Origin of the sequence: Peribacillus frigoritolerans, from assembly GCF_030676415.1 — a bacterium.
Lineage (GTDB): Bacteria > Bacillota > Bacilli > Bacillales > DSM-1321 > Peribacillus > Peribacillus frigoritolerans_A.
Genome location: NZ_JAUUTW010000002.1, coordinates 78,334 through 104,198, shown reverse-complemented (window position 1 = coordinate 104,198; position 25,865 = coordinate 78,334). Strand labels below are relative to the sequence as shown.

Genomic DNA, 25,865 nt, shown 5'->3' with positions numbered 1-25,865 from the left:
CGATTTTTTCATTATTTTACTGATAATTCGACTTCAGAAGTTTTTTTCAACTCGGATCCAACCAATTTCACAAGGTCCACTACCCGGTTGGAGTAACCCCACTCATTATCATACCATGCAAGGACTTTCACTTTCCTGTCCCCGATCATCATCGTCGTCAAACCATCGATGATTGCAGAATGAGGATTCGTTTTGAAATCACTGGAAACTAAAGGTTCCATCGTAAATTCCATAATTCCTTTGAGTTCATTTTCTGAAGCATCGATGAAGGCTTGGTTCACTTCATCAATCGTGACATCACGGTTTAAATCCACAACAAGATCGACTAGAGATACGTTAGGTGTCGGTACGCGGATTGCCATTCCATGAAGCTTGCCTTTTAATTGCGGCAACACTAGTGAGATGGCTTTTGCAGCTCCTGTAGTCGTAGGAATGATGCTTTCCGCAGCGGCACGGGCACGTCTTAAGTCTTTGTGCGGGTTATCGATATTATTTTGATCATTTGTATAAGAATGTATCGTTGTCATTAACCCGTTGTTTATGCCGAATTTTTCATCAAGCACTTTTGCAACCGGTCCAAGACAGTTGGTTGTACAAGATGCATTGGATATGACGAAATGCTTGTCAATTTCCAGCACTTCCTGATTTACGCCCATTACAATGGTAACGTCTTCATTTTTACCCGGCGCTGATAAAATAACTCTTTTTGCCCCTGCATCTAAATGAAGAGCCGCTTTAGAACGATCATTGAATTTGCCCGTGGCTTCAATTACAATATCTATGTTCATCTCTTTCCAAGGCAATAGCTTTGGATCGCGGTTATTAATTAGTTTTACTCGGCGGCCATTCACTACTAGTGAATCATCTTCCGCTATAATGATACCGTCGAATTTACCATGTATCGTATCATATTTTAGTAAGTGTGCTAAAGTTTCAGCTGGATAGCTTGCATTAATGGCAACAATGTCCAAACTCTCATCTAATATGGCTTTTCGGAAAACCATTCTTCCAATTCTCCCAAATCCGTTAATCGCTATTCTTGAATTCATTGTTCGGACCCTCCAGAAAATATTAGTGTTATACTCATTAGTGTTATACTTATTACCCTTCGTATGTAATTAGTATAACATAATTCAAAGGAATTGTGCTAATAAAATTGCGGATTGTTCTTATTTTTTCAACATAAAAAGAAGAAACCGGGTGGTTTCTTCCTTTTATCATAATTATATGACATGCCATTCGCTAAGTATGGACTTCACTTGCCTCTTCGTTTCATTAATGTCCCCATTATTGTCGATGACGGCATCCGCTAAAGCCTTTTTGTCGGCCAAGGGCATTTGCGAATTGATCCTGGCAAGTGCTTCCGTTTCCGAAAGACCATTCCTGTTCATTAATCGCCTCAATTGAACTTGCTCATCTACATAGATCAAAAGCGTCTTATCCACCATGAATGTCAGCTTGCTTTCGAATAGGAGCGGAATATCCATGAACACCGTTTCTTCCCCTAATGAAAGTGCCGCTTCCGTTTTCAGGCGCATCCAATTCCTGACGGCAGGGTGCACGATGCCATTCAATAGCAATCTCTTTTCCTGATCATGAAATATGATTGACCCAAGCTTAACGCGATCTATATTCCCATCCGGCAATAAGATATCTTCACCAAATGCCTTCACAACTTGATGATAGGCTTCTTCACCTGGCTCAACGACAGCACGGGAAGCCAGATCTGCATCGACAATCGTGAATCCGAGTTCATGTAAATAGAGACTGACACTGCTTTTCCCACTGGCGATGCCTCCGGTGATTCCGATGATTTGTCCCATAAGCTCCCCCTTTTAAACCATGTATCATAACTTGAATAAACCGATGATAATCAATAGTACACCTGGAAGAAAGGTCAAATGCTGGACAACTTTATTATTCGAAAGCAATTTCCCGCTTTGAATTCCGCTCCAAATGAAAATCGAACTCATAACTGCGATGCACCCTGCGAGGATAATCGGTGAAATGCCGATCATAGCCGCTCCAACTCCGGCCCCGAACGCATCCAGCGAAAGTGCAAACCCCAGAACAAGCGCTTCAACACCCGTAATCGTACCTGATTTATCAAAATCGGCATTCAATGGTTTTTGTAAAATATTAATGACTACCCCAAGTGATTTAATTTCAAAATTAAAGATGATCTTTTCATGATATCTATCATCTTTCAGATCTTTTTCAGGCTTAAAATACTGGTATACCATCCAGGCACCAAGAAAAATGAGGATGATGCCACCCGTTTTTTCAGCAGCCCCGATAGATATGAGCTGACTGATGAATTGTCCGATGACCATCGCTATACCTAAACTCAATGCAGAACAAAATGAGATGACCGCTATTGACCTTAAGGGGATTTTCATCTTCCGCATACCGAATGTCAAACCTACGCCAAATCCGTCAATACTAACTGCAAAAGCGAGAAAAATAATTTGTAGCCACATCGGAATATTACTCCTTCCCTACTCGTCGCTACCCTAGTATATGGAAGGAGCCCATCCGATGTGTTTGAAAAAACATTCTCTAATTTAGTGGCTGGCATGACGGGCAAATATGTGTGCCGCGTCCTGCAACAACCAGTTTCTCAAGTGGCGTGCCGCATGTTTTGCAGTTCTCGCCTTTTCGTCCATAAACATTCAGTTCCAACTGAAACATGCCGATTTGCCCTTGGGAATTAATGTATGAACGAATCGTACTTCCGCCTTTTTCCACAGCTTCACCTAACGTCGCAATGATTTCTGCATGCAACGTTTTGATTTCCTGCAATGAGAGTGAAGAGGCAATTCTCTCCGGATGGATACCTGAACGGAATAACGACTCGTCTACATATATATTCCCAATCCCGACAACAACCGTTTGATCAAGGAGAACGGGCTTGATTTTCCTGTTGGTTCTTGCCAACTTCGCACTAAGCCCCTCGACAGTAAAATCTTCAGACAACGGTTCAGGCCCTAAATGCAGCAGGGGCAACCGCTCAAATTCTTCCCCTTTGGCAAATAGATGCATCGTTCCGAATTTCCGGACATCCCTGTACCTAAGTTCACTGCCATCCGTGAAAGTGAAGATTACATGGGTATGCTTATCATACGGCTCTTCTTTTGGATGGACGCCGTATTTCCCCTCCATTCTTAAATGCGAAACCAGCGAATAATCATCCAAGGTGAAAATAAGGAACTTGCCCCGTCGGCCTATTCCGGAAATCGTCTGCCCCCTTAAAGCATCCTGAAACTGTTCGACAGGTTCAGGCGCTTTAATGATCTTTGGCCAGAAGACGGACACTTCCTTGATCTCTTTTCCGATTACGAGCTGCTCTAACGTTCTTCTGACTGTTTCCACTTCTGGAAGTTCTGGCATTGCAATCACCTATCTTTTATTATTTGGCATCAAACCATGTTGGCCCGAAAGCATAATCCACTTTAAGGGGCACGTTCAATTCAATGGCATTTTCCATTTCCTCCGGAACGATCACTTTAAGGATTTCGAGTTCCTCAGGAGGAGTTTCAAAAATCAATTCATCATGCACCTGAAGAAGCATTCTCGTTTTAAGACCTTCCCTTTTCAGGCGCTTATTCATGTTTATCATGGCAAGCTTGATGATATCCGCGGCACTGCCTTGAATCGGCGTGTTCATCGCTGTCCGTTCGGCAAAGCTCCTGATGTTGAAATTCCTGCTAGTTATCTCAGGTATATAGCGCCTTCTTTGCATCAGAGTCGTGCTATACCCTTTTTGCCGGGCCTCATGTATGCTTTCTTCCATATATTCCTGAACACCAGGAAAGCTTCTTAAATACTTCTCGATGAACTCTCCAGCTTCTTTTCTCGTGATGCCAAGACTTTGCGATAGCCCGTAGTCGCTTATACCATAAACGATTCCGAAGTTGACCGCTTTGGCATGGCGCCTCATGTTCGAAGTGACTTGCTCTGCCGATACATGGAATACATCCATAGCTGTCCTTGTATGGATGTCCATCCCGGCCTGAAATGCTTCCACCAATCCGCTGTCATTGGCGATATGCGCCAGGACCCGTAATTCGATTTGGGAGTAGTCGGCAGCAAAAATGATCCAATCCTTTTCGGAAGGAATGAAGGCCTGCCTGATTTTCCTGCCTTCTTCCAGTCTGATCGGGATATTCTGAAGATTGGGATCTGTAGAACTTAACCGGCCGGTCTGGGTCAATGCTTGGTTGAACCGGGTGTGTACCTTGTCCGTTTTGCCATTGACCACTTTAAGCAACCCTTCAATATAAGTGGATTGCAGCTTACCAAGCTGGCGATACAGCAGTATTTCCTTAACAATATCATGCTTGCTCTCCAGTTTTTCCAGCACATCCGCTGAAGTTGAATAACCTGTTTTGGTTTTCTTCATGACCGGAAGCTCCAACTTTTCAAACAGGATGGCCCCAAGCTGTTTAGGTGAATTGATATTGAACGCCTCTCCAGCCAAATCAAAAATTCGCGCTTCGATATTTCTTAAGCGAATGGCTAATTCCTGTCCCATGTTTTTCAGTCGGCCGATATCCACCTTGATTCCCTGCCATTCCATATTGGCCAGGATGATCGACAGTGGCAGCTCCAGTTCCGTAAATAGGTGAAATTGCTCGAACTCTTGCAACTTATCAATCATCGGTTCTTTCAGAGAAAGGATCGCCTTCGATTTTCTGGCGATATGCTCCCTCAATTCCGCTTCCTCAGGTATTTTGCGTTTTGCACCTTTTCCATAAAAAACATCATCAGTTTCAAGACGGATAGTACCCTGAGTTTTCGTGATTTCTGCCACTTCGTCCACTGACTCTGCCGGATCCAGGATATAGGATGCCAAAAATACATCAAAATCGATGCCTTTTATTTCGACTCCTCGATGACGCAGTGCCACAACCGTACGCTTCGCGTCGAAAACCGTTTTCTTTTTTGTTTCATCCTCTGCCCAGGATTTAAATGCCCCGGAACTCAGAGCATCATCTCCATTGAAGTAAAAATGACCTTGTTCATTACTGATGGCGATCCCTATTATATCGGCACGATGATAATTATCTTCTAAAATTTCAACATACAAGGCACTTTCATCTGCAAACATTCCTTCTGTCATTTCAGCAGTATGCACCTCTATCTTCTCCTGTTCAAGCGGTGCACTTTCCGTTACATCCAATTTATCGAGCAAAGTCGAAAAGCCAAGCTCTTTATAGAACGAGATGACTCGATCCTGATCCATGCCAGTGTACTCGGTCTCGTTTACGGAAACCTCAAGCGGCGCTTCCCTCGTTATTGTAGCCAGCTCTTTGCTTAATAGGGCCAGCTCTTTATGTTCTTCTATTTTTTCTTTCAATTTTTGTCCGCTTACCTCATCAATCGACTGCAGAAGGTTTTCAACCGTTTCAAATTGATGCAATAATTTAAGGGCAGTCTTTTCACCAACACCCGGAATACCGGGAATATTGTCGGACGCATCTCCCATCAGCCCTTTTAAATCAATGATTTGCATGGGGGATAGACCGTATTTTTCATGTATATGCTTTGGAGTGTATTCCTCAATTTCAGTAATCCCCTTTTTCGTGATGGAAACCGTCGTACTAGGGGAGGATAATTGTGTTAAATCCTTATCACCGGAAATGACCTTCACTTCAAAACCATCTTTTTCCGCTTGTAAAGACAGCGTACCGATAATATCATCGGCTTCGTAGTTCTCCAGTTCATACCTTTTAATTTGAAAACAATCAAGCAGCTCGCGAATGAAAGGGAATTGCTCGGATAATTCTGGCGGCGTTTTTTGGCGCCCACCCTTATATTCTTTAAATGATGCATGCCTGAATGTCGTCTTCCCCGCATCGAATGCCACAAGTATGTGCGTTGGCTTTTCCTCTTCAAGAATGCGGTTGAGCATCATGGTGAATCCGTACACGGAATTCGTATGGACCCCCTTATCATTATTCAAGAGCGGAAGCGCAAAAAATGCACGGTATGCAATGCTGTTTCCATCTATGAGTACTAACTTTTTATCCAAATCCGTCTTCCTCCAGTCATACAAGTTTATGTATATAGCTTCTATATAAAAACGCAAAAAGCCGTTCATTTTCTTTCTCTATTCTACCATGAGTAGAAGCGGAAAGAAAAATGACGGCATCAAGGTTATTTAGTATTTCCCATTAACAAGCTGGCATAAGGGGAATCCGAAGGCAGAACGATGACCGTTTGATCTCCAATCGTTTTTTTGTAGGATTCAAGAGTCCGGTATAGTTTATAGAATTCGGGGTCTTTGGAAAACGACTCATTATAGATTTTCGCTGCTTCCCCTTCTCCTTCAGCCCTGATCACTTCTGCATCAGCCTCTGCTGTAGAGAGCAATTCTTTCACTTTCCGATCAGTATCCGCAATGATACGGTTTTTCTTCGCATCACCTTTGGATAGGTATTCTTGCGCTTTCGATTCCCGCTCGGAAATCATCCTCCTGAAGACGGATGCTTCGTTTTCGGCGGGCAGGTCAGTCCGCTTTATCCGGACATCCGTCAAGCTGATTCCATAATTGTCCTTTTGCAGCAGATCATTGACTTTTTCGGTTATCCGGTCGTTTAAACTTCCCCTGGATGACTTCTCATCATTGATGATCTCATCATAATTCAGCTGGCCCAGCTCAGAACGAACTGCCGAATAGATGAACTCTTCCATTTTCGTTTCGGCATTCTCAAGTGTCCTTGCATTTGTAATCAATTTCTTCGGATCTTCTATTCTCCAAACTGCATAGTTATCGATCAGCATCCGCTTTTTATCTTTCGTATTGATTTCCGCTTCGGAGACATCAGAAGTCATCTGATACTTCGGCAAGGTCATGATACTCTGAATGAATGGCACCTTCGCCTTCAATCCCGGAGTCTTATCGATCCTTACCACCTCACCGAATTGGCGGACGACTTTGTATTCGCCCTCTTTGACGATATATACATTGGTGAAGATGATTAGCAGCAACGCGATGAAAATAATCAGGAAAATGCCGATTCTCACATAGCCCCTCCAATGAAAATCCCCTTTTTTCAACTCAGAGAAATCTATTATTTTTCCGCTCATTGTTTAGTGCCCCCTTCCCCTGTCGCTTTTTCTTCCGATGCATTCCCTTTTTTCGTTTCTTCTTCAGGTATAGTGGCTTCATTAGGGGCAGGAGTTTTTTTCGTTTCCTCCTTTTCAAGCGAGCGAAGCGGCAAGTACTTCATTGTGTTTCCATCATCATTCATAATATAAATCTCTGCATTCGGCAATACTTCCTCAAGGGTCTCGATAATAAGGCGGTCCTTCGTAATTCCCTTATTGCCCTTATACTCACTGAGTAATTTTTCAAAGACCGCTACATCCCCGCGGGCAGCTTCCGTACGGGCAGCTTTATCCCCATTAGCCTTTGAAATGAGGGCATCTTTTTCCCCTTCCGCTTCATTCATACGCTTATTTTCATATTTATCCGCTTCGTTGATTTTCGTATTCGCCGTTTCCCGGGCATCCGTTACATTGGTAAATGCTTTCCGCACTTCTTCATTCGGTAACTCCACGTCCTGGAGTTTAACCGCAGATATGGAAATCCCCACATCATATTTCTCCATTAGCTGTGACAATAAATCGCGTACATCCGCTTCGATTTGCGCTTTACCAGATGTAAGGGCATCATCGATTTTCGTGCTGCCGATAATGCTCCGTAATGCAGCTGAAGTCGTATCGTATAATATTTTTTCTGGATCATCTGCATTGTATAGATATTTTGGAGGGTCGGTGATTTTCCACTGAACCACTAGGTCGGCCAGCACAATATTTTCATCACCCGTAATCATTTTCGTCTCACTCGGGTAATCCGTCACCTCTCCATCCTCTTCCTTATATCCAAATTTAAGACTGAATGTTTCTTTGGATAATTTCTCGACCGTTTGAATGGGCCAAGGCAGTTTAAAGTGAAGTCCTGGTTCCGTTATCGTCTGCTCCACTTTACCAAACGTCATTATGACAGCTTGATCGGATTCATCAACCGTGTACCAGGTAGATATCGCAACTACACCTAAAATTAAAATAAGAAAGACAAGTCCTGTGATTTTATATATCCTTTTTAAGCTAACGATATGTATCACCCCTTTTTTGCAGTTATATCTTATTTACGCAAGAAAGGGCCTAAAGTTTCATGAAAATCAAATATTTTCCTAGAAAAATAGGATAGAGGAATGGTTCCCGGGGAATATAGCCAAAATTAAAAGACAGAGACTATGTCTCTGTCAATGTTTAACTCCTTGGATGAGGGGTTGTACAACCATTGTACCCCTGCATTATGAAGTCCGTTTTAAGGAATTGTAAAGGACATGTAAATAAGAAACCCGCTACATTTTTCCTTTTAAGCTTTTATTTAAAGTGACTGTAAAAGTTGTCCCGGTTCCAGGTGTGCTTTCCACATTGATTTTACCTTTATGGACTTCTATTATATGCTTGACGATTGCCAGTCCAATGCCCGTTCCTCCTGAATCGCGGCTCCTCGCCTTATCGATCCGGTAAAACCGTTCAAAGATCCTCGGCAGTTCTTTTTCTTCGATGCCGATCCCGCTGTCTTGAACCGCAATATCGACCGTCTGTTCATTTTCAATGATATCAACGGTGACCCTCCCGCCATTTGGTGTATAGGTCAATGCGTTCGTAATCAAATTGATGAAAACCTGTTTGATCCTGTCAGATTCCCCTTCAATGAATACTGGTTCCGGTGATGTTTTAATTTCAAGGGATACTTCTTTTTCCTTCAGCTTGCCTATAAGCATCTCTTGTATTTCGCCAAGAACTTTCGTAATATCCACGACCCCTGCGTTTAAAACGAATTCCTGTTGCTCCATTTTGGATAAATTCAGAAGCTCCTGAATAAGTTCTTGCAGCCGATCACTTTCTTTCAGGATAATCGATAAAAAGTGCTTTAAGGTCTTTTCGTCTTTTAAGGCGCCATCTAACAATGTTTCAGAAAAGCCTTTAATAGAAGTGATCGGGGTCCTCAATTCATGGGACACATTAGCCACGAAATCCTTCCGCATCTGCTCGAGCCTTTTCAATTCGGTGATATCATGGAAAATGAGGAGGATCCCCTTCCATTCATCATGATTCCCGATGATTGGAGCCCCGTAAATCTCAAAATGCTTACGTTCGATGGCAAGCGGTATCTTCACCTGGCGTTTTATCGTTTTTTCCGTTCGAAAGATCTCTTCGATGATGGCAATCACTTCCTGATCTTTAATGACCGAGTAATATTCCTGAAACAAAAACGTAGCGGCGTTCACATGGAAACTTTTCTTGAATTCACGGTTGATTAAGGTGGTATACCCTTTACTGTCTATCAGCAAGACACCACTACCGATATTTTCAACAAGTGTTTCCAAACGATCCTGATTCATTTCCCTCGCTACCTCTGTTTCCTGAAGATTCCTCGCCAATATGTTCAAGGAAGTTGTCAGCATTCCCGTTTCATCTGAATGCCGCCCGAATGTCCGGGTTCCATAATTCCCTTTTGCCAGTTCAATGGCTGCCATCGTCGCTTCCTCGATCGGACGGGTATAATATGATGTGATTTTACTCGCAAGCATGAGAATGATGATCAGGGCGACGCCTAAACAAATGATCAATATTTGCCACATTTGTTTATTCACTTGATTGATGGCCTCTATTTCATTGCTATGAACGACAAAGCCTTCAATCTCGCCATCCTTTTCAACCGTCTTCCAATAATAATGGAGGTCCGATTCGCCTTCGACCACTTCATACCCTTCCCCAAGCTTTTGCCCTTTTTCCAAAGTTATTTTTCGAAGGACGTTGGCATGGCTTTTAAGTATTTCATTGGATGATGTCGAATCGTATAATATTTCCCCATTCTTGGAGAGAATGGTTAAATTCGAATCTAAAAGGGGTGTCAGTTTTGCCGTCTTCCCTTTTTCCAAAAAGGACTCGATCCCGCCATGCTCCTGAATATATGTAGAAATGAAAAATGTTTCGTTCTGTATACGCTCGTTGAACGTTTTAATATAATAACTTTTGAACAAGTGTCCTAATAAAAAGCCCACGGCCATCAGGACGACCATCACCAATGTGATGAGGGTGTATAAGAGCTTTTTACGATAGGTCGTCATTCTTTTTTAGGCTCCTCAAGCTTATACCCCAAGCCCCTTATCGTTTTAATATAGAGAGGTTTTTTTGTATCCTTCTCAATTTTTTCACGAAGATGGCTAATATGGACATCGACGATTCGTGAGTCTCCGGCGAAATCATAATTCCATACCGCACTGAGCAGTTGATCCCTAGTCAGCACCCTTCCTTTATTCTTCGCCAAGTATAAAAGTAATTCAAATTCCTTTGGAGTCAATTCTAATTGCTGTTCATCAAAGAATGCTTCGTATCGTTCCGGGAACACTTTCAATTCCCCTAATTTCAAGAGACCATCTTCCTGATCCTGATTTGACTCACTGCCGTCCGTTTGAAACTGGGATCTTCTTAAAATGGCTTTAATCCGGGCCACTACCTCCCTAGGACTAAAAGGCTTGGTCAAGTAATCATCCGCCCCTAGTTCAAGTCCCAGCACCTTGTCAAATTCATCGTCCTTAGCTGTCAGCATCAAGATCGGTATATTGATTTTTTGCTGGCGAAGCTGCTTACATACTTCAAGCCCGTCCATTTTAGGCAGCATCAAATCCAATACCACTAAATCGGGGCGTATATCCACGGCAGCCTCCAGCCCTTGTTCTCCATCCAAAGCTGTGATTACCGAATAGCCTGCTTGTTCTAAATTGTACTGAAGTAAGGTAACTATTGATTGTTCATCATCCACTACGAGAATTTTCTTTGACATTAGATCCTCCTGAATTATGTATTACCCAAAAAACCAATTTCTTGGTCTACTCATCCAATTCCATTATAAAGAATATTATATGAAATTTACACATAAAAAAAACGTAAAGAAAGTTATTCCTATCTTCAGCAGGGAGATTATAAGTTCCCGGATAGTTCCAGCGGTCTTTTGAAGCGGATTAAAAAACTGCCCGGAGTTGGAAAAAGGCCTTGGCCTTTTCCTCCAATATCCGGGCAGTCTGATCATGATTTCTCATTGAAGGACTTGCATGACTGATTTAACTGATTCAACTGATTTTGAAAGTGCCGCTTTTTCGTCTTCAGTCAATTCAAGTTCGATGATTTGTTCAATACCGTTTGCACCTAGTACAGTCGGCACTCCAAGGTAGATACCTTCAAATCCGTATTCGCCTTCAAGATAAGCGATTGATGGAAGAACGCGACGTTGGTCTTTAAGGATCGCTTCAGCCATTTCCACTAGAGATGCAGCTGGTGCATAATAGGCGCTTCCGTTTCCAAGAAGGTTTACGATTTCTCCGCCGCCAGTACGGGTACGAGCCACTATTGCTTCTAAACGATCTTGAGGGATCAATGTTTCCAAAGGAATTCCGCCTGCATAAGAGTAACGCACTAGAGGAACCATATCGTCTCCGTGTCCGCCAAGTACGAAACCAGTTACATCTTTAACGGATAAGTTTAATTCTTGAGCTACGAAAGTGCGGAAACGAGCTGTATCAAGGACACCTGATTGTCCGATAACGCGTTCTTTAGGGAAACCTGATTCTTTGTATACAGTGTAGGTCATTGCATCTACAGGGTTAGTCAAAACGATGATTGTTGTATTAGGGGAATATTTAACTACTTCTTTAGTTACTAATTTCATAACTTTTTGGTTAGTTTGAACTAAGTCGTCACGGCTCATGCCAGGCTTACGGGCAATTCCAGCAGTGATGATCACTACGTCGGAATCAGCTGTTTCTGCATAGTCGGATGTACCGATGATGTTCGCATCGAAACCTAGAACAGGTCCTGCTTCCGCCATATCAAGAGCTTTACCTTTTGTAGGGTTTTCAGCTTGCGGAATATCAACTAAAACGATATCACCAAGTTCTTTTTGAGCTGCTAGGAATGCTGCTGTAGCACCAGTGAATCCAGCACCTACCACTGTGATTTTTTTACGTTTAGACATGTTATTTCCTCCTTAAAATATATAAATACTTTTGGAATACTTTTAACATCCTCTGAAAATATATATAAGCCTCCTGGAAAAGCAGCCCGTTCAGGCACTTTTCCAGAAAGCATATAATGAATTATTTAAGGTTTTTGATAAGCTCGTCAGCGAACTCAGAACATTTAACTTCCGTTGCACCATCCATTAGGCGGGCAAAGTCGTATGTAACAACTTTAGAAGCGATTGTTTGTTCCACTGATTTAGTGATGCTGTCTGCAGCTTCGTTCCAACCAAGGTGCTCAAGTAAAAGAACGCCTGAAAGAAGAACTGAAGATGGGTTAACTTTATCAAGACCAGCATATTTAGGAGCCGTACCGTGAGTTGCTTCGAAGATGGCATGTCCAGTTTCGTAGTTGATGTTTGCTCCTGGAGCGATACCGATTCCGCCAACTTGTGCAGCTAATGCATCAGAAATGTAATCTCCGTTCAAGTTCATTGTTGCAACAACATCAAACTCTTTAGGACGAGTCAGGATTTGTTGTAAGAAGATATCAGCAATGGAATCTTTAACGATGATTTTGCCTTCAGCTTCAGCAGCAGATTGTGCTTTGTTAGCAGCTTCAGTGCCTTCAGCTTCTTTAATTTTGTCATATTGGTTCCATGTGAACACTTTATCGGCGAATTCTTGTTCTGCAACTTCATAACCCCAAGTTTTGAATGCACCTTCCGTGAATTTCATGATGTTACCTTTATGAACAAGCGTTAATGACTTACGGCCTTCTTTGATCGCATAGTTAAGTGCAGCGCGAACAAGACGTTTTGTACCTTCTTCGGAAATCGGTTTAATTCCGATACCTGAAGTTTCAGGGAAACGAATTTTTTGAACACCGAATTCATTTTGTAGGAATTCGATTAATTTCTTAGCTTCGTCAGAACCTTTTGCATATTCGATACCAGCATAGATGTCTTCAGTGTTTTCACGGAAGATGACCATGTCAGTGTCTTCTGGACGTTTAACTGGTGAAGGTACACCTTCAAAGTAACGTACTGGACGAAGACATACGAATAAGTCCAATACTTGACGCAATGCAACGTTCAATGAGCGGATACCGCCACCGATTGGAGTTGTAAGAGGTCCTTTAATAGCGATTAGATATTCGTTAATGACATCAAGAGTTTCTTGTGGAAGCCATTCGCCCGTTTGGTCAAATGCTTTTTGTCCAGCTAAAACTTCTTTCCATTCGATTTTCTTTTCGCCATTGTAAGCTTTTTCAACTGCTGCGTCTAAAACGCGGGATGCTGCAGCCCAGATATCAGGACCGATTCCGTCTCCCTCAATATAAGGAACGATTGGGTTGTTTGGTACGTTAAGAGCACCGTTAGTAACTGTGATTTTTTGGCTTTGTGTCATGTCTCTTACCTCCGATTCAAATTCAAAGGTTAGATGGCCTGCCATTAAATGAGGCAGAACCACTAACCTTTTTTACTCACATCTATTAATTTACTACAAATTCGATGAAATAAAAAATGATTTTCGAAAAAAATTTTAATTAGCGTTTTTCAATCGGTACGTATTTTTGCATACCTGGTCCTACATAATCTGCACGCGGACGGATAAGGCGGTTGTTTGAATATTGCTCAAGGATATGAGCGATCCAGCCTGAAGCACGGCTTACAGCAAAGATTGGTGTAAATAGGTCATGCTCGATACCTAAACTGTGGTATACGGAAGCAGAATAGAAATCCACGTTCGGCGGAAGATTTTTTTGACCGGTTACGATTTCATGAATTTTGATGGACATATCATAATATTGCGGTTGTCCAGTAAGTTCAGTCAGTTTTTGTGACATTTCTTTAAGGTGTTTAGCACGAGGATCACCTTTACGGTATACACGGTGGCCAAAGCCCATGATTTTTTCTTTATTGGCTAATTTTTCGTTGATATATGGCTCAACGTTTTCAACTGTACCAATATCTGTAAGCATTTTCATGACTTGTTCGTTAGCTCCGCCGTGAAGTGGGCCTTTTAAAGCGCCGATGGCAGAAGTTACGCCAGAATAGATATCAGATAATGTTGCCACACAAACGCGTGCAGTGAATGTTGAGGCGTTTAATTCATGGTCAGCATGAAGAACCAATGCTTTGTTGAATGCTTCTTCTTCGATTGCCGTTGGTTCGTTACCGCTTAACATATATAAGAAGTTAGCAGCGAAGCTTAAATCTGTACGTGGAGCAACAGCTTCTTTCCCTTGACGGATGCGAGCGAAAGTTGTTACCAATGTAGGGATTTTTGCTTGGATGCGGATTGCTTTACGATAGTTAGCATCTTCACTCATCACATCTGCTTCTTCATCATAAAGACCAAGAAGAGATACTGCAGTGCGAAGAGCTCCCATTGGATGTACTTTATCAATTGGGTATGTTTTGAAGTGATTAACCACTTCAGCTGGAATTTCAGCATTTTCAGCAAGTTGTTTAGTTAATTCTTCTAGTTGGCTTTTGTTCGGAAGAGCTCCGTGCCATAAAAGATAGATTACTTCCTCGAATGTTGCGTTCGAAGCCAAATCATCGATGTCATAACCTACATACGTTAATGTGTCATCGATAATGGAGCTTACTGATGAAGTTGTTGCTACCACACCTTCAAGACCTTTTGTTGCTGTCATACTAAATCTCTCCTTTTCCTAAATATTCCCCTATGCCCTTGCTATTAGCGTATAATTATAGCGCTTCCAAGAAATTAGCTATTGTTAACAACCATCTATTTTTTAGCAGAAGACATACATCTTCTATTGGAAGCGTTCACAGAATATGACCCCAACAATAGTAAAATGTACGATAATCTTAAAAAGAAATTCTAAAAATAATGCTTGTAGCTATTCCTAGTGAGCGCTTGCTCAATAACTACATCCTTTTTTTTAAGATTCCTCAAAAATATCAATGATATTCTGAATCCCAATTTTAATAAATCAGAGCAGTTACATGATTATTATAAACAATAAACACTTTTTTGGGAATGAAAAGCACTTAAAATGTGAAAAAATTATTATTTTATTAGAAAAATTAGCTACATATTCTCTTGCTTTTTTTAATGCGATTCAAAACGTTTTTTTTGAAAATTTGCCTCAAAGCAGAATAAATGAAACATTAAATAGAAAATTTATATTCCCAGTACTGACGGACTTTTCTACCTTTTGCCACTTGCTTCATTTAAAAAAATTGAAGATCTGCATGCATAAATAAGCAATTCCCGCCCCGATTAACGGACCGACAGCCACACCTTTGAATAATGCGACCGCCAGAATCGTCCCAAAAACAAGAGCCGTGGTAATGTGCGGATCATGTGATAGGAGCGTAATCCCATTTTTTGCAATGAGCGCAACCGCTATTCCAGATGCAAGCGCAATCCAAGCATAAGGAGATTTTATCGCGTCTCCGAGTTCCTTGAAACCTATCGCCCCGTTTGCTATGGGTATGAGTACGGAAATCGTAATGATCGTAACGCCAAGGTTGATTCCTTTCGCTTCTAGATATGGAAACACTTTAGCGTCAAGGCCAATCAGTTTCATGCTTAAAAGAAAACCCGCAGCCATGATCAGTGAGGTATTTTTCCCAAACCAACCGATTGCAGCAAGCAGAATTAAAAATACAACAGGACCGTTGATCATTATCCCTTCACCTTCTTCCTTCTGTTTTTGTTATTTTAACATAACAAACTCCCCTGTTTCCTGGGAGAAAAATGATTTATGGAACGATGCATCGGCGGAAAAAAGTTAAGCCAAAAGATGAAAGAATCTTTCCTTTCTTTTCCATCATCGTTACAATTATAATACAAACTTATGATTGAAGGAGGATATGACTTGAATCCGGTATATATGTATCGTTTCATTCGCTCTTTACTGGTCGTCGGAGGGATAATTTTAGGTGGAATTGCCTTGTTTTATTTATCTAAATATACATATCCATTCATCATTGCCATGATAATCGCTTTCTTGATGAATCCCCTGGTCACTTTTTTCGAAAGGAAAGGAAGGCTGCCACGGGGGTTGGCTGTATTCATATCCCTTTTACTCATTTTCCTTTTATTTGCGGGTCTTATCACCTTGCTTGTTACCGAGATCATTTCAGGGACCAATTACCTTGCCGGAGTCATCCCGAAACACATTGAAACCATCGTGGATTATATAGAAACATACATCGCGTCCACCGTCATCCCTTTATATAATCAAATAGCTGCCATGTTCAATAATTTGGATATCGAACAGCAGGACACAGTCCTCAAGAATATCCAAAATATCGGTGAATCCATCACTTCCGGAGTAAGCGGCTTCATTCAAGCTTTCTTGAAGAACATCCCCACAATCATCGGATGGTTTCCAACTACAGCAACAGCACTCCTTTTTACCCTGCTGGGCACTTTCTTCATCAGCAAAGATTGGGATACCTTTGGCCGAATGACCGGAAAAGTGTTGCCTGATAAAATTTTTGCGGGTGCCAAGCGTTTATTCAGGGACTTAAAACGGGCTTTGTTCGGGTTTATCCGCGCACAATTCACTCTTGTTTCATTGACGACTGTCACGATTTTAATTGGATTTCTCATTTTGGGGGTGAATTATTCAATAACCATTGCCCTGATATGCGGACTGGTCGATATCATTCCCTATTTAGGGACAGGTACGATTTTCATTCCTTGGATCATCTTTGAATTCATCGCCGGGAATACAAGTCTTGCAATCGGTTTGTCCGTCCTTTACATAATCGTCGTTGTCCAGCGTCAGTTAATAGAGCCAAAAGTACTTTCTTCCAGTATTGGTTTGGATCCGCTTGCCACTCTCATCGCCTTGTTCATCGGCTTCAAATTGATCGGTTTCCTAGGGCTGATTGCAGGACCTGTCGTACTTGTCATATTCAATACCCTTCAGCGTGCCCATGTCTTCAAGGCCATATGGACTTTCATCATCGGGGATACAAAGAAAACCACTTAAGTTATCCAGATATCCTTAGCATTCACCCATTTCCATTTAAAAATCCGCCTCGGGTACAAGGCGGATCTTTGGTTTTAAGCTTAAATTATTTTGACGTCTCGAATTGTTCTGTTTCAGTAGAACCTGCAAGCGCTGTTGTGGATGATGTTCCACCAGAAACGACTTGTGCCACTTCATCAAAGTAACCAGTTCCCACTTCACGCTGATGACGTGTTGCTGTATAGCCGTCGGGCTCACTAGCGAACTCCGCTTGTTGAAGTTCTGAGTATGCAGCCATGCCGCGGTCTTTATAACCAAGAGCAAGGTTGAACATGCTATGATTCAATGAGTGGAAGCCTGCAAGTGTAACGAATTGGAATTTATAACCCAATTTACCCAATTCTACTTGATAATTGGCAATCTCTTCATCACTTAATTTCGCTTTCCAGTTAAATGATGGGGAACAATTGTATGCAAGGAGTTTGCCCGGGAACTCCGCATGGATAGCTTCGGCAAAGCGGCGAGCATCCGCTAGATTAGGTTCAGAAGTCTCACACCAGATAAGGTCGGCATACGGCGCATAAGCAAGGCCTCTTGCAATGGCTTGGTCAAGACCTGCATTCGTGCGGTAGAATCCTTCTGGAGTCCTTTCACCAGTGATGAATGGTGCATCGACCGGATCAATATCATCGGTGATCAAATCTGCAGCATCAGCATCCGTACGGGCAATCAAGATAGTCGGTGTACCCATTACGTCGGCTGCCAATCGTGCGGAAACTAAATTACGTACTGCCGTTTGGGTTGGAAGAAGGACTTTACCGCCTAGGTGACCACATTTTTTCTCGGAAGAAAGCTGGTCTTCAAAGTGAACGCCTGCCGCTCCAGCTTCGATCATGCCTTTCATTAATTCGAAGACGTTAAGGGAACCGCCAAAGCCTGCTTCAGCATCCGCCACGATTGGAGCGAACCAATCGATATCATCTTTTCCTTCAGCAAAGCTGATTTGGTCTGCACGCTGAAGTGTCTGATTAATGCGTTTAACCACTTGCGGCACGGAGTTGGCTGGATATAAACTTTGGTCAGGGTACATTTGCCCTGCGATGTTAGCATCTGCCGCCACTTGCCAGCCGCTTAAGTAGATTGCTTTTAAACCAGCTTTCACCTGCTGCATGGCTTGGTTACCAGTCAATGCTCCTAATGCATTGATGAAATCCTCTGTATTTAATAGATTCCATAGTTTTTCAGAACCACGGCGTGCCAATGTTTGTTCAATATCGATGGAACCTCTTAGTTTAATAACTTCTTCGGCCGTATAAGGACGTTTAATACCAGTCCACCGTGAGTCATTTTCCCAGCTTTGTTGTAATTTTTGCGCTCTCTCATTCATCATCATTATTTCCTCCTCATTTATAAAATATATTTTGAATATTAAGATAATTTTTCGTATGCCGCGTTAGTTAAGAAATCTGCAAAGTCATCCGCTTCAATCAATTGTTCAAATAGTTTAGTAGACTCTTCAAACTTTCCTGATTTGAAAGTTTCTTCCCCTACTTCCGATTTAATGACCGCCAATTCTTCTTGTTTGATTTGATGGAATAATTCCTTGGTTATTTTCCTGCCATCTTCGAGAATGCCTTTTGGATGACGGATCCATTGCCAGACTTGGGCCCTTGAAATTTCAGCGGTTGCAGCATCTTCCATTAGATTATTGATGGGTGCCGCACCTCTGCCGCTTAACCAAGAGGCGATATATTGGATGCCAACGTTAATATTCGTCCTTAATCCTGCCTCTGTGATCGTTCCTTCCGGTACAGCCAGCAACTCTTGAGCTGTTACATGGACATCCTCCCGTTTTCGGAAAATTTGATTCGGTTTGGGGACGAGCAGGTCAAAAACCTCTTTTGCCGTGCTTACCATACCTGGGTGGGCAACCCATGTTCCATCATGACCGTCTCTTGCTTCGCGTTCTTTATCTGCCCTTACTTTCGCAAAAGCCTCATCGTTCTTAACCGGGTCATTTTTAACAGGAATTTGCGCGGCCATCCCGCCAATTGCTGGAGCATTGCGAGTGTGACATGTTTTGATTGCCAGTAAGGAATACGCCCTCATGTTCGGGACGGTCATCGTGACCTGCTGCCGGTCTGGGAAGATAACATCATCCGAGTGACGGAATTTTTTCAGGAAACTAAAGATATAATCCCAGCGGCCACAGTTCAGGCCTGCCGAATGTTCTTTCAGCTCGTACAGAATTTCGTCCATTTCGAATGAAGCAAGAATCGTTTCTATCAAGACCGTTGCCTTGATGGTTCCTTGAGGAATTCTCAAATCGTTCTGTGCATATACGAATATTTCATTCCATAATCTTGCTTCGAGATGGCTTTCCATTTTTGGTAAGTAAAAGTATGGTCCGCTTTGTTTTTCGACCAATGCTTTTGCGTTGTGGTAAAAGTACAGTCCAAAGTCAAAAATGCTGGCTGATATAGGCTGTCCATCTAAAAGGACATGTTTTTCCTCCAAATGCCAGCCGCGTGGCCTTACCTTTAGCACAGCTGTTCTTTCGTTTAATTCATACACTTTGCCATTTGGATTTTTAAATGAAATGGTTCCGCGGATTGCATCGCGCAGATTCAATTGACCATCAATGCAATTCTCCCAAGTGGGTGAATTGGCATCTTCAAAGTCTGCCATGAATACATTGGCACCTGAGTTCATGGCATTAATGATCATTTTACGATCGACAGGTCCAGTGATTTCAACCCTGCGGTCCTGCAAATCATTCGGGAGGGGCGCAATCGTCCAATCACTTTCACGAATATGCTTCGTTTCTTCAAGGAAATCAGGAAGCTTACCTTGATTCAGTTCTTCCTGAACGCTTTTCCGCAGTTCCAGAAGTTCTGCCCTTCTTCCACTGAAATGCCGTTCAATTCTTTCTATGAATTGAAGAGCTTCCGCTGTAAGTATTTGTTCATATCCTGGCTTAATGTCGCCTGTAATTTGTAAGCCTTTTGCTTCCGTAATCATGTTGCCACTCCACATCCTTTCCAACTTTTATATGTTATAATACAGTTGTTTTATTTCCTGTTTGTATTATATAACACGTTGTATAAATTTGTCACCAGTTTTTTCTAAAAAATCTAAAAAAAGATTTTTAAGCATGAAAAATCCTGATTTACCAATGTTTCTTAGGACTTAACCATTTAAAATCCTGTTATTATACACTTTTTCATTCTCGTGGAATTCATCATTTAATGGTGAAACAGGTAAAATCCGATTTACATGGAAGCTCCCATTTCAATGAAAAGCAAAAAAAGCACCCTATAAAAAACTTGGATGCTTTTGTTGACCTTTTTTCCAGACCAAAAAGGCTGCCTAAAAGCTTGAGCCTTTAGACAGCCTTATATTATTTATGCCGAATGACGGTAACTTTCCCTTTATTCATCCTGTTCATGATAAACCGGATAACAATCGGTTTGAGGAGATTCCGGGTTGGCGGAAACACAAGGATCAATCCCATGATATCCGAGATGAGCCCAGGGGACAGCAACAGTGCAGCACCGATAAAGATACAGATTCCATCAATGATTTCATTTCCTGGCATCATTCCGTAACGAATCTGTTCCTGTGCCTTTTTCCACGTTTCCATCCCTTGCCGCTTAGCTAAATAGGCTCCGATCAAACCTGTGGCTACAATCAGGAACAGCGTTGGCCAAAAACCAATCAGATTGCCTGACAGCAAAAGGACAATAATTTCAACGACCGGCATCGCAATGATAAACATCAAGAAATATTTCATCTACATTCCTCCTGCACAGCCCATTTCTGGTGCGGTACATCCATCTTACCTCATTGGCACGGAATCAGCCAAAATTTCGTTTTACAAAACGTTGGCATGTCCATCATAAATGACTCCACGACCTGCATCGACTGTTATTCTTTGACCATCCGTGAAAACCTTGGTCGCGTCCTCCGCCCCAACGATGACCGGTATGCCCAATGTGACACCTACTACAGCTGCATGGCTTGTCAAACCGCCTTCTTCCGTAATCAATGCCGCACACTTTTCAATCGCCGGCATCATTTCGCGGTCCGAACCGATCGTAACCAATACAGAGCCTTCCGTCACTTTTTCCAATGCTTCCTTGGCATTCTTAGCTATAACCACTTCACCTTTCGCTGATTTCCTGCCGATTCCTTGAGCCTTCAAAAGAATCTCTCCTAACACATGGATTTTCATCAAGTTAGTCGTACCTGTTTCACCTACAGGCACACCGGCTGTAATGACGACTAAATCCCCATGGGAAACTAAGCCAGAATGCAAGCTTTCATCTATTGCTGTTTGAAGCATTTCATCGGTAGTCGTCGCTTTTGGACCAATCTGCGGATAGACTCCCCAAGCCAATGCAAGCCGTCTTGAAACATGATCATTGGATGTAACCGCAATGATCGGTGCTTTAGGGCGGTATTTGGAAATCATCCTTGCCGTATGACCGCTTTCTGTAGGGGTGATGATTGCTCCGGCATTAAGATTAAGCGCGGTATGGGCAACGGATTGTCCAATGGCATCAGTGACATTATGACGGTTCACTTTGCTTCTGATTGATAAAATATCCCGATAATCAAGGGCAGTTTCAGCACGTGAAGCAATGTTATGCATTGTTTGCACCGCTTCGACAGGATAGGTTCCGGCAGCTGTTTCGCCAGAAAGCATGATTGCATCCGTTCCATCAAATATGGCATTGGCCACGTCACTTGCTTCTGCACGGGTCGGCCTTGGATTACGCTGCATCGAATCGAGCATTTGTGTAGCCGTTATGACTGGTTTCCCAGCATTATTACATTTTTTGATCATTTGTTTTTGGACTAATGGTACTTCTTCTGCAGGAATTTCCACTCCCAAGTCTCCCCGTGCCACCATCAAGCCATCTGAAACTTCCAAGATTTCATCAAGACGGTCTACACCCTCTTGATTTTCGATTTTAGGGATGATTTGAATATGTTCCGCTCCATTTTGCTGCAATAATTCACTTACTTCAAGCACGTCGGAAGCCCTGCGTACAAATGAGGCAGCAATGAAGTCGATACCCTGTTCGATTCCAAAAAGGATATCCTGTTCATCTTTCTCCGTTATGCCAGGCAGGTTAACCGAAACTCCAGGAACATTCACGCCTTTTTTGTTCTTAAGTGTACCGCTATTCAAGATCTTGGTATGGATTTCTTTTCTTACCTTATCTATCTTCAACACTTCAAGCCCGATCAACCCATCATCCAAAAGGATCTTAGATCCTGGGTGGACATCATGCAGAAGCCCTTCATACGTAATGGAGAATTTTTCAGGTGTTCCCAGGACTTCATTCATGGAAATAATGACATCATTGCCGGCTACGAGTTCCATAGAATCATTTTCCATATTATTTGTCCGTATTTCAGGTCCTTTTGTATCCAATAGGATGGCAACCTGTTTACCCACTTTTTCGCTCGCTTCTCTGATATTGCGGATTCTAGCGGCATGTTCTTCATGATTTCCATGAGAAAAGTTAAGCCGTGCTACATTCATCCCCGCTTCTATTAATTGAACCAGCTTTTCTATACTTTCACTTGCGGGGCCAATCGTACAAACAATCTTGGTTTTACGCATAGTGTCATCCTCCTTTAAGGAAAACTAGCCGCCTGTCCACCTTTGGAAGACAGGGGCGCAGTGTTTTATGTCTTCTTTAAATACCCAATTCTTTAAAAAGCAATTCCTATCGTCAATAATGATTAAATGGATAGCTCAGCGGATAAATCATACATCTTCTTGTCAATTGTATGCGGTTTAGCAAGAGCTTCGATGATATCATAATCAACCAGTTGATTTTGTTCTATCCCGACAGCCCTGCCCCCTTTTCCTTCAAGAAGCAATTCAACGGCTCTTGCACCAAGCCGGCTTGCCAATACCCTGTCATTTGCCGAGGGAGATCCTCCGCGCTGAACATGACCCAGGACCGTTACACGGGTTTCAAATCCTGCTTTCGCCTCAATTTTCCTGGAAATATCAACGGCACTTCCAACACCTTCAGCTACAATGATGATACTGTGCTTTTTCCCACGGTCATGTCCGCGGTTCAGCTTCCCAATCAGATCTTCTATATCATATTCATATTCAGGACAAAGAATCGTTTCAGCTCCGCCAGCCAATCCAGCCCAAAGCGCAATATCGCCGGCATCTCTTCCCATCACTTCAACCACATAAGTCCTTTCATGAGAAGTGGCCGTATCCCGAATTTTATCGATAGCATCGATGACTGTATTCAGGGCCGTATCGAAACCAATGGTAAAGTCCGTACCCGGTATGTCATTATCAATCGTTCCAGGAACTCCGATACAAGGGAAACCCCTTTCCGTTAAAGCTTTAGCTCCGCGGTAAGAACCATCGCCACCAATTATGACAATGCCCTCGATACCAAGTTTATTCAATTGTTCAATCGCTTTCAGCTGGCCTTCCTCCGTCTTAAATTCCGGACAGCGAGCCGTATGTAACATCGTGCCGCCTCTATGAATGATATCCCCGACCGACCCAAGTTCAAGCTTCTTTATATTCCCATTTATCAGGCCCTGATACCCATGATAAATTCCGAAGACCTCCATTTCATGAAAAATTGCTTTCCGGACAACTGCTCGGACTGCCGCATTCATTCCTGGAGAATCTCCTCCACTTGTCAATACACCAATTCTTTTCATAAATGTCACCTCTCTACAGCACTAATCAATTTTAGCTTCGTTATATCATTGTACCCTTTTTCAAGCTTCAATAAGCAGTAACTGTCTCACTTATGCTCACTTGATGTTATAAGCCTAACCGATTCTCTTCAGAAATTGAAGTAAAATGGTGTAAAAATTTACATTCTACACACAAACCATATTCTTTACTCGTTTCGATAATGAATACATATGCGCCCATGAAAGGATGAAAAAACGTGTTGCCCCAGGCAGCACGTTTTTCCTTTTGCAAAATGTGTTTATGAATGCTGTTCCACTTCCTTAGGTTCGCCCTCAGGTTGTTTTGCAAATTCATATTCACCGATTTTCTTGAATTTCATATAACGCTGGTTGATTAGATCATCACTATTCAATGGCAGAAGTTCATGGAATGAACGTTTCAGGATTTCCTTGATGGCTTCAGCCTGTAAATTTGAATCCCGATGGGCGCCGCCCCTCACTTCAGGAATGATCTCATCGATGACTCCTAAGCGGTTTAAGTCGGGAGCCGTGATTTTCATCGATTCCGCAGCCCTCTTAGCCTGAGAGGCATCCTTCCACAGCAAGGCTGCAGCCCCTTCAGGGGAAATTACCGAATAGGTGGAGTTCTCAAGCATGAAAATTCGGTCTCCGACGCCAAGTGCCAATGCACCGCCGCTTCCGCCTTCACCGATGACAATGCTGATGACCGGCACCTTCAGCCCTGCCATTTCGAAAAGGTTTTTCGCAATGGCTTCACTTTGCCCGCGCTCTTCAGCAGCTTTACCAGGGAAAGCTCCCTTCGTATCAATGAAACAAATAATCGGCCGGTTGAATTTTTCCGCCTGTTTCATCAGACGCAAAGCTTTTCGATAGCCTTCAGGATGGGGCATGCCAAAGTTACGACGGATGTTTTCTTTCGTATCTTTACCTCGTTGATGACCGATGACAGTCACGGCAAGTCCATCAAATTCTGCGATTCCAGCGACAATCGCTTCATCATCCCCATAATAACGGTCACCATGAAACTCGATGAAGTCATTGAATAATAGCGGAATGTAATCAAGCGTCGTCGGACGGGCTGGATGCCGGGCAATCTGAACACGATCCCACGGTTTTAGATGGTTATAAATATCCACTTCCAGCTTCTCTAAACGCTTTTCCAATGTTTCGATTTCAGCTGTAAGGTCTACATCAGCATCCTTCGAAATTGCCTTTAGCTCTTTAATCTTATTTCTCAGGTCCGTAACGGGACGCTCGAACTCTAATTCGTAAATCATAACCATTCACCGCCCGGGGCATGGATTTTAAGGATCGTCGTCAAGGTTTCCTTCATTTCCGTACGTTTGACGACCGCATCCAATTGGCCGTGCTTCATCAAGAATTCAGCGGTTTGGAAATCTTCAGGAAGCTCTTCATGGATCGTCTGTTCAATGATTCTTCGTCCCGCAAAACCAATAAGGGCTCCAGGTTCGGCTAGATTAATATCGCCAAGTGACGCGAAACTTGCCGAAACCCCACCTGTGGTAGGATGGGTCATCATTGAAATGATCAGTCCGCCTTCATTGCTGAACATTTTGAGTGCTGCACTTGTCTTTGCCATCTGCATCAAGCTTAATACACCTTCCTGCATCCGAGCGCCGCCTGATGCCGTAAATATGATAAACGGAATCTTCAATTCAGCTGCACGTTCAATGGCACGGGTAATTTTTTCCCCAACAACGGAGCCCATGCTTCCCATCCGGAAATTCGAATCCATGATGGCTGATGAAACCTGGTACCCATTGATGCTTCCCACTCCTGTGACAACAGCCTCATTGATCTTGGCTTTCTTTTTATCTTTTTCCAATTTATCCAAGTAATCCGGAAATTCAAGCGGGTTAACTGAAATCATTTCTTTATCAAATTCATTAAAACTGCCGGCGTCGAATAAAAATTCGATACGCTCATGGGAAGACATCGGATGATGGTGCCCGCAATGCAGACAGACTTTCTTGTTTTTTACCAATTCTTTTGTATACATGATTTTTTTACAGCCGGTGCACTTTGTCATGATTCCTTCTGGTACATCTTGTTTCTCCCGATCAAAAGGAACCGTTGCATATTTCTTCTTAGACTTCGCAAATAGCTCTTTAAGCAAGCTTAAT

General features: G+C 42.6%; 21 protein-coding genes. 1 reads left to right on the top strand and 20 read right to left on the bottom strand.

The features are described from left to right. Positions 1 to 11: 11 nt before the first annotated feature. From Q8G36_RS02450 to Q8G36_RS02390, 13 genes are all read right to left on the bottom strand, one after another. Positions 12 to 1,049 carry a glyceraldehyde-3-phosphate dehydrogenase gene (locus tag Q8G36_RS02450; protein ID WP_251429218.1) on the bottom strand — a complete coding sequence of 346 codons (1,038 nt, stop codon included), beginning with the start codon at positions 1,047 to 1,049 and terminating at the stop codon, positions 12 to 14. Positions 1,050 to 1,223: 174 nt separating this feature from the next. Beyond that, positions 1,224 to 1,823: a dephospho-CoA kinase gene (gene coaE, locus Q8G36_RS02445; protein ID WP_305158805.1), complete on the bottom strand. Its 600-nt coding sequence runs from the start codon at positions 1,821 to 1,823 to the stop codon at positions 1,224 to 1,226. A gap of 24 nt (positions 1,824 to 1,847) precedes the next feature. After that, complete coding sequence (ytaF, locus tag Q8G36_RS02440) at positions 1,848 to 2,480, bottom strand: sporulation membrane protein YtaF (RefSeq protein ID WP_034309090.1); 633 nt, start codon at positions 2,478 to 2,480, stop codon at positions 1,848 to 1,850. Between the two features lie 79 nt (positions 2,481 to 2,559). After that, positions 2,560 to 3,390 (bottom strand): DNA-formamidopyrimidine glycosylase, encoded by an 831-nt coding sequence (mutM, locus tag Q8G36_RS02435; RefSeq protein ID WP_305158804.1) that lies wholly within the window; start codon positions 3,388 to 3,390, stop codon positions 2,560 to 2,562. Between the two features lie 19 nt (positions 3,391 to 3,409). Further along, positions 3,410 to 6,034 (bottom strand): DNA polymerase I, encoded by a 2,625-nt coding sequence (gene polA, locus Q8G36_RS02430; RefSeq protein WP_305158803.1) that lies wholly within the window; start codon positions 6,032 to 6,034, stop codon positions 3,410 to 3,412. Positions 6,035 to 6,159: 125 nt separating this feature from the next. Then, positions 6,160 to 7,092: a protease modulator HflC gene (gene hflC, locus Q8G36_RS02425; protein ID WP_305158802.1), complete on the bottom strand. Its 933-nt coding sequence runs from the start codon at positions 7,090 to 7,092 to the stop codon at positions 6,160 to 6,162. Beyond that, positions 7,089 to 8,123, bottom strand: coding sequence for an FtsH protease activity modulator HflK (gene hflK / locus Q8G36_RS02420; protein WP_305159028.1), 1,035 nt, complete (start codon positions 8,121 to 8,123; stop codon positions 7,089 to 7,091). Before hflK ends, hflC begins: the two co-directional genes overlap by 4 nt. 252 nt (positions 8,124 to 8,375) lie before the next feature. Continuing rightward, positions 8,376 to 10,154 (bottom strand): two-component system histidine kinase PnpS, encoded by a 1,779-nt coding sequence (gene pnpS / locus Q8G36_RS02415; RefSeq protein WP_305158801.1) that lies wholly within the window; start codon positions 10,152 to 10,154, stop codon positions 8,376 to 8,378. After that, complete coding sequence (locus Q8G36_RS02410; protein WP_305158800.1) at positions 10,151 to 10,870, bottom strand: response regulator transcription factor; 720 nt, start codon at positions 10,868 to 10,870, stop codon at positions 10,151 to 10,153. The genes pnpS and Q8G36_RS02410 overlap by 4 nt, the downstream gene beginning before the upstream one ends. A 252-nt stretch (positions 10,871 to 11,122) precedes the next feature. Next, positions 11,123 to 12,058 carry a malate dehydrogenase gene (mdh, locus tag Q8G36_RS02405; protein WP_305158799.1) on the bottom strand — a complete coding sequence of 312 codons (936 nt, stop codon included), beginning with the start codon at positions 12,056 to 12,058 and terminating at the stop codon, positions 11,123 to 11,125. 121 nt (positions 12,059 to 12,179) lie between these two features. Further along, positions 12,180 to 13,496 carry an NADP-dependent isocitrate dehydrogenase gene (icd, locus tag Q8G36_RS02400; protein WP_305159027.1) on the bottom strand — a complete coding sequence of 439 codons (1,317 nt, stop codon included), beginning with the start codon at positions 13,494 to 13,496 and terminating at the stop codon, positions 12,180 to 12,182. A gap of 94 nt (positions 13,497 to 13,590) precedes the next feature. Further along, positions 13,591 to 14,706, bottom strand: coding sequence for a citrate synthase (citZ, locus tag Q8G36_RS02395; protein WP_305158798.1), 1,116 nt, complete (start codon positions 14,704 to 14,706; stop codon positions 13,591 to 13,593). Positions 14,707 to 15,246: 540 nt separating this feature from the next. Further along, a complete protein-coding gene (locus Q8G36_RS02390) occupies positions 15,247 to 15,708 on the bottom strand; it encodes a DUF441 domain-containing protein (protein WP_034309113.1) in 462 nt (153 codons plus the stop codon). Positions 15,709 to 15,900: 192 nt separating this feature from the next. Between Q8G36_RS02390 and ytvI the strand changes: the two genes are divergently transcribed. Then, entirely contained in the window at positions 15,901 to 17,025 is a 1,125-nt protein-coding gene (gene ytvI, locus Q8G36_RS02385) for a sporulation integral membrane protein YtvI (RefSeq protein WP_305158797.1), read from the top strand. An 85-nt stretch (positions 17,026 to 17,110) separates the two neighbouring features. On the opposite strand, the gene aceA is transcribed toward ytvI, so the two are convergent. From aceA to accD, 7 genes are all read right to left on the bottom strand, one after another. Next, positions 17,111 to 18,394, bottom strand: coding sequence for an isocitrate lyase (gene aceA, locus Q8G36_RS02380; protein WP_101222909.1), 1,284 nt, complete (start codon positions 18,392 to 18,394; stop codon positions 17,111 to 17,113). A gap of 38 nt (positions 18,395 to 18,432) precedes the next feature. Beyond that, positions 18,433 to 20,025, bottom strand: coding sequence for a malate synthase A (gene aceB / locus Q8G36_RS02375; RefSeq protein ID WP_305158796.1), 1,593 nt, complete (start codon positions 20,023 to 20,025; stop codon positions 18,433 to 18,435). A gap of 379 nt (positions 20,026 to 20,404) precedes the next feature. Then, positions 20,405 to 20,797, bottom strand: coding sequence for an FxsA family protein (locus Q8G36_RS02370; RefSeq protein WP_305158795.1), 393 nt, complete (start codon positions 20,795 to 20,797; stop codon positions 20,405 to 20,407). A gap of 81 nt (positions 20,798 to 20,878) precedes the next feature. Next, positions 20,879 to 22,639 (bottom strand): pyruvate kinase, encoded by a 1,761-nt coding sequence (pyk, locus tag Q8G36_RS02365; protein WP_305158794.1) that lies wholly within the window; start codon positions 22,637 to 22,639, stop codon positions 20,879 to 20,881. Positions 22,640 to 22,761: 122 nt separating this feature from the next. Further along, positions 22,762 to 23,721: a 6-phosphofructokinase gene (gene pfkA / locus Q8G36_RS02360; protein WP_305158793.1), complete on the bottom strand. Its 960-nt coding sequence runs from the start codon at positions 23,719 to 23,721 to the stop codon at positions 22,762 to 22,764. Positions 23,722 to 23,999: 278 nt separating this feature from the next. Further along, positions 24,000 to 24,998, bottom strand: coding sequence for an acetyl-CoA carboxylase carboxyl transferase subunit alpha (accA, locus tag Q8G36_RS02355; protein WP_305158792.1), 999 nt, complete (start codon positions 24,996 to 24,998; stop codon positions 24,000 to 24,002). Beyond that, positions 24,995 to 25,858, bottom strand: a complete 864-nt coding sequence (gene accD, locus Q8G36_RS02350; protein WP_305158791.1) for an acetyl-CoA carboxylase, carboxyltransferase subunit beta — start codon at positions 25,856 to 25,858, stop codon at positions 24,995 to 24,997. Before accD ends, accA begins: the two co-directional genes overlap by 4 nt. Positions 25,859 to 25,865 lie beyond the last annotated feature (7 nt).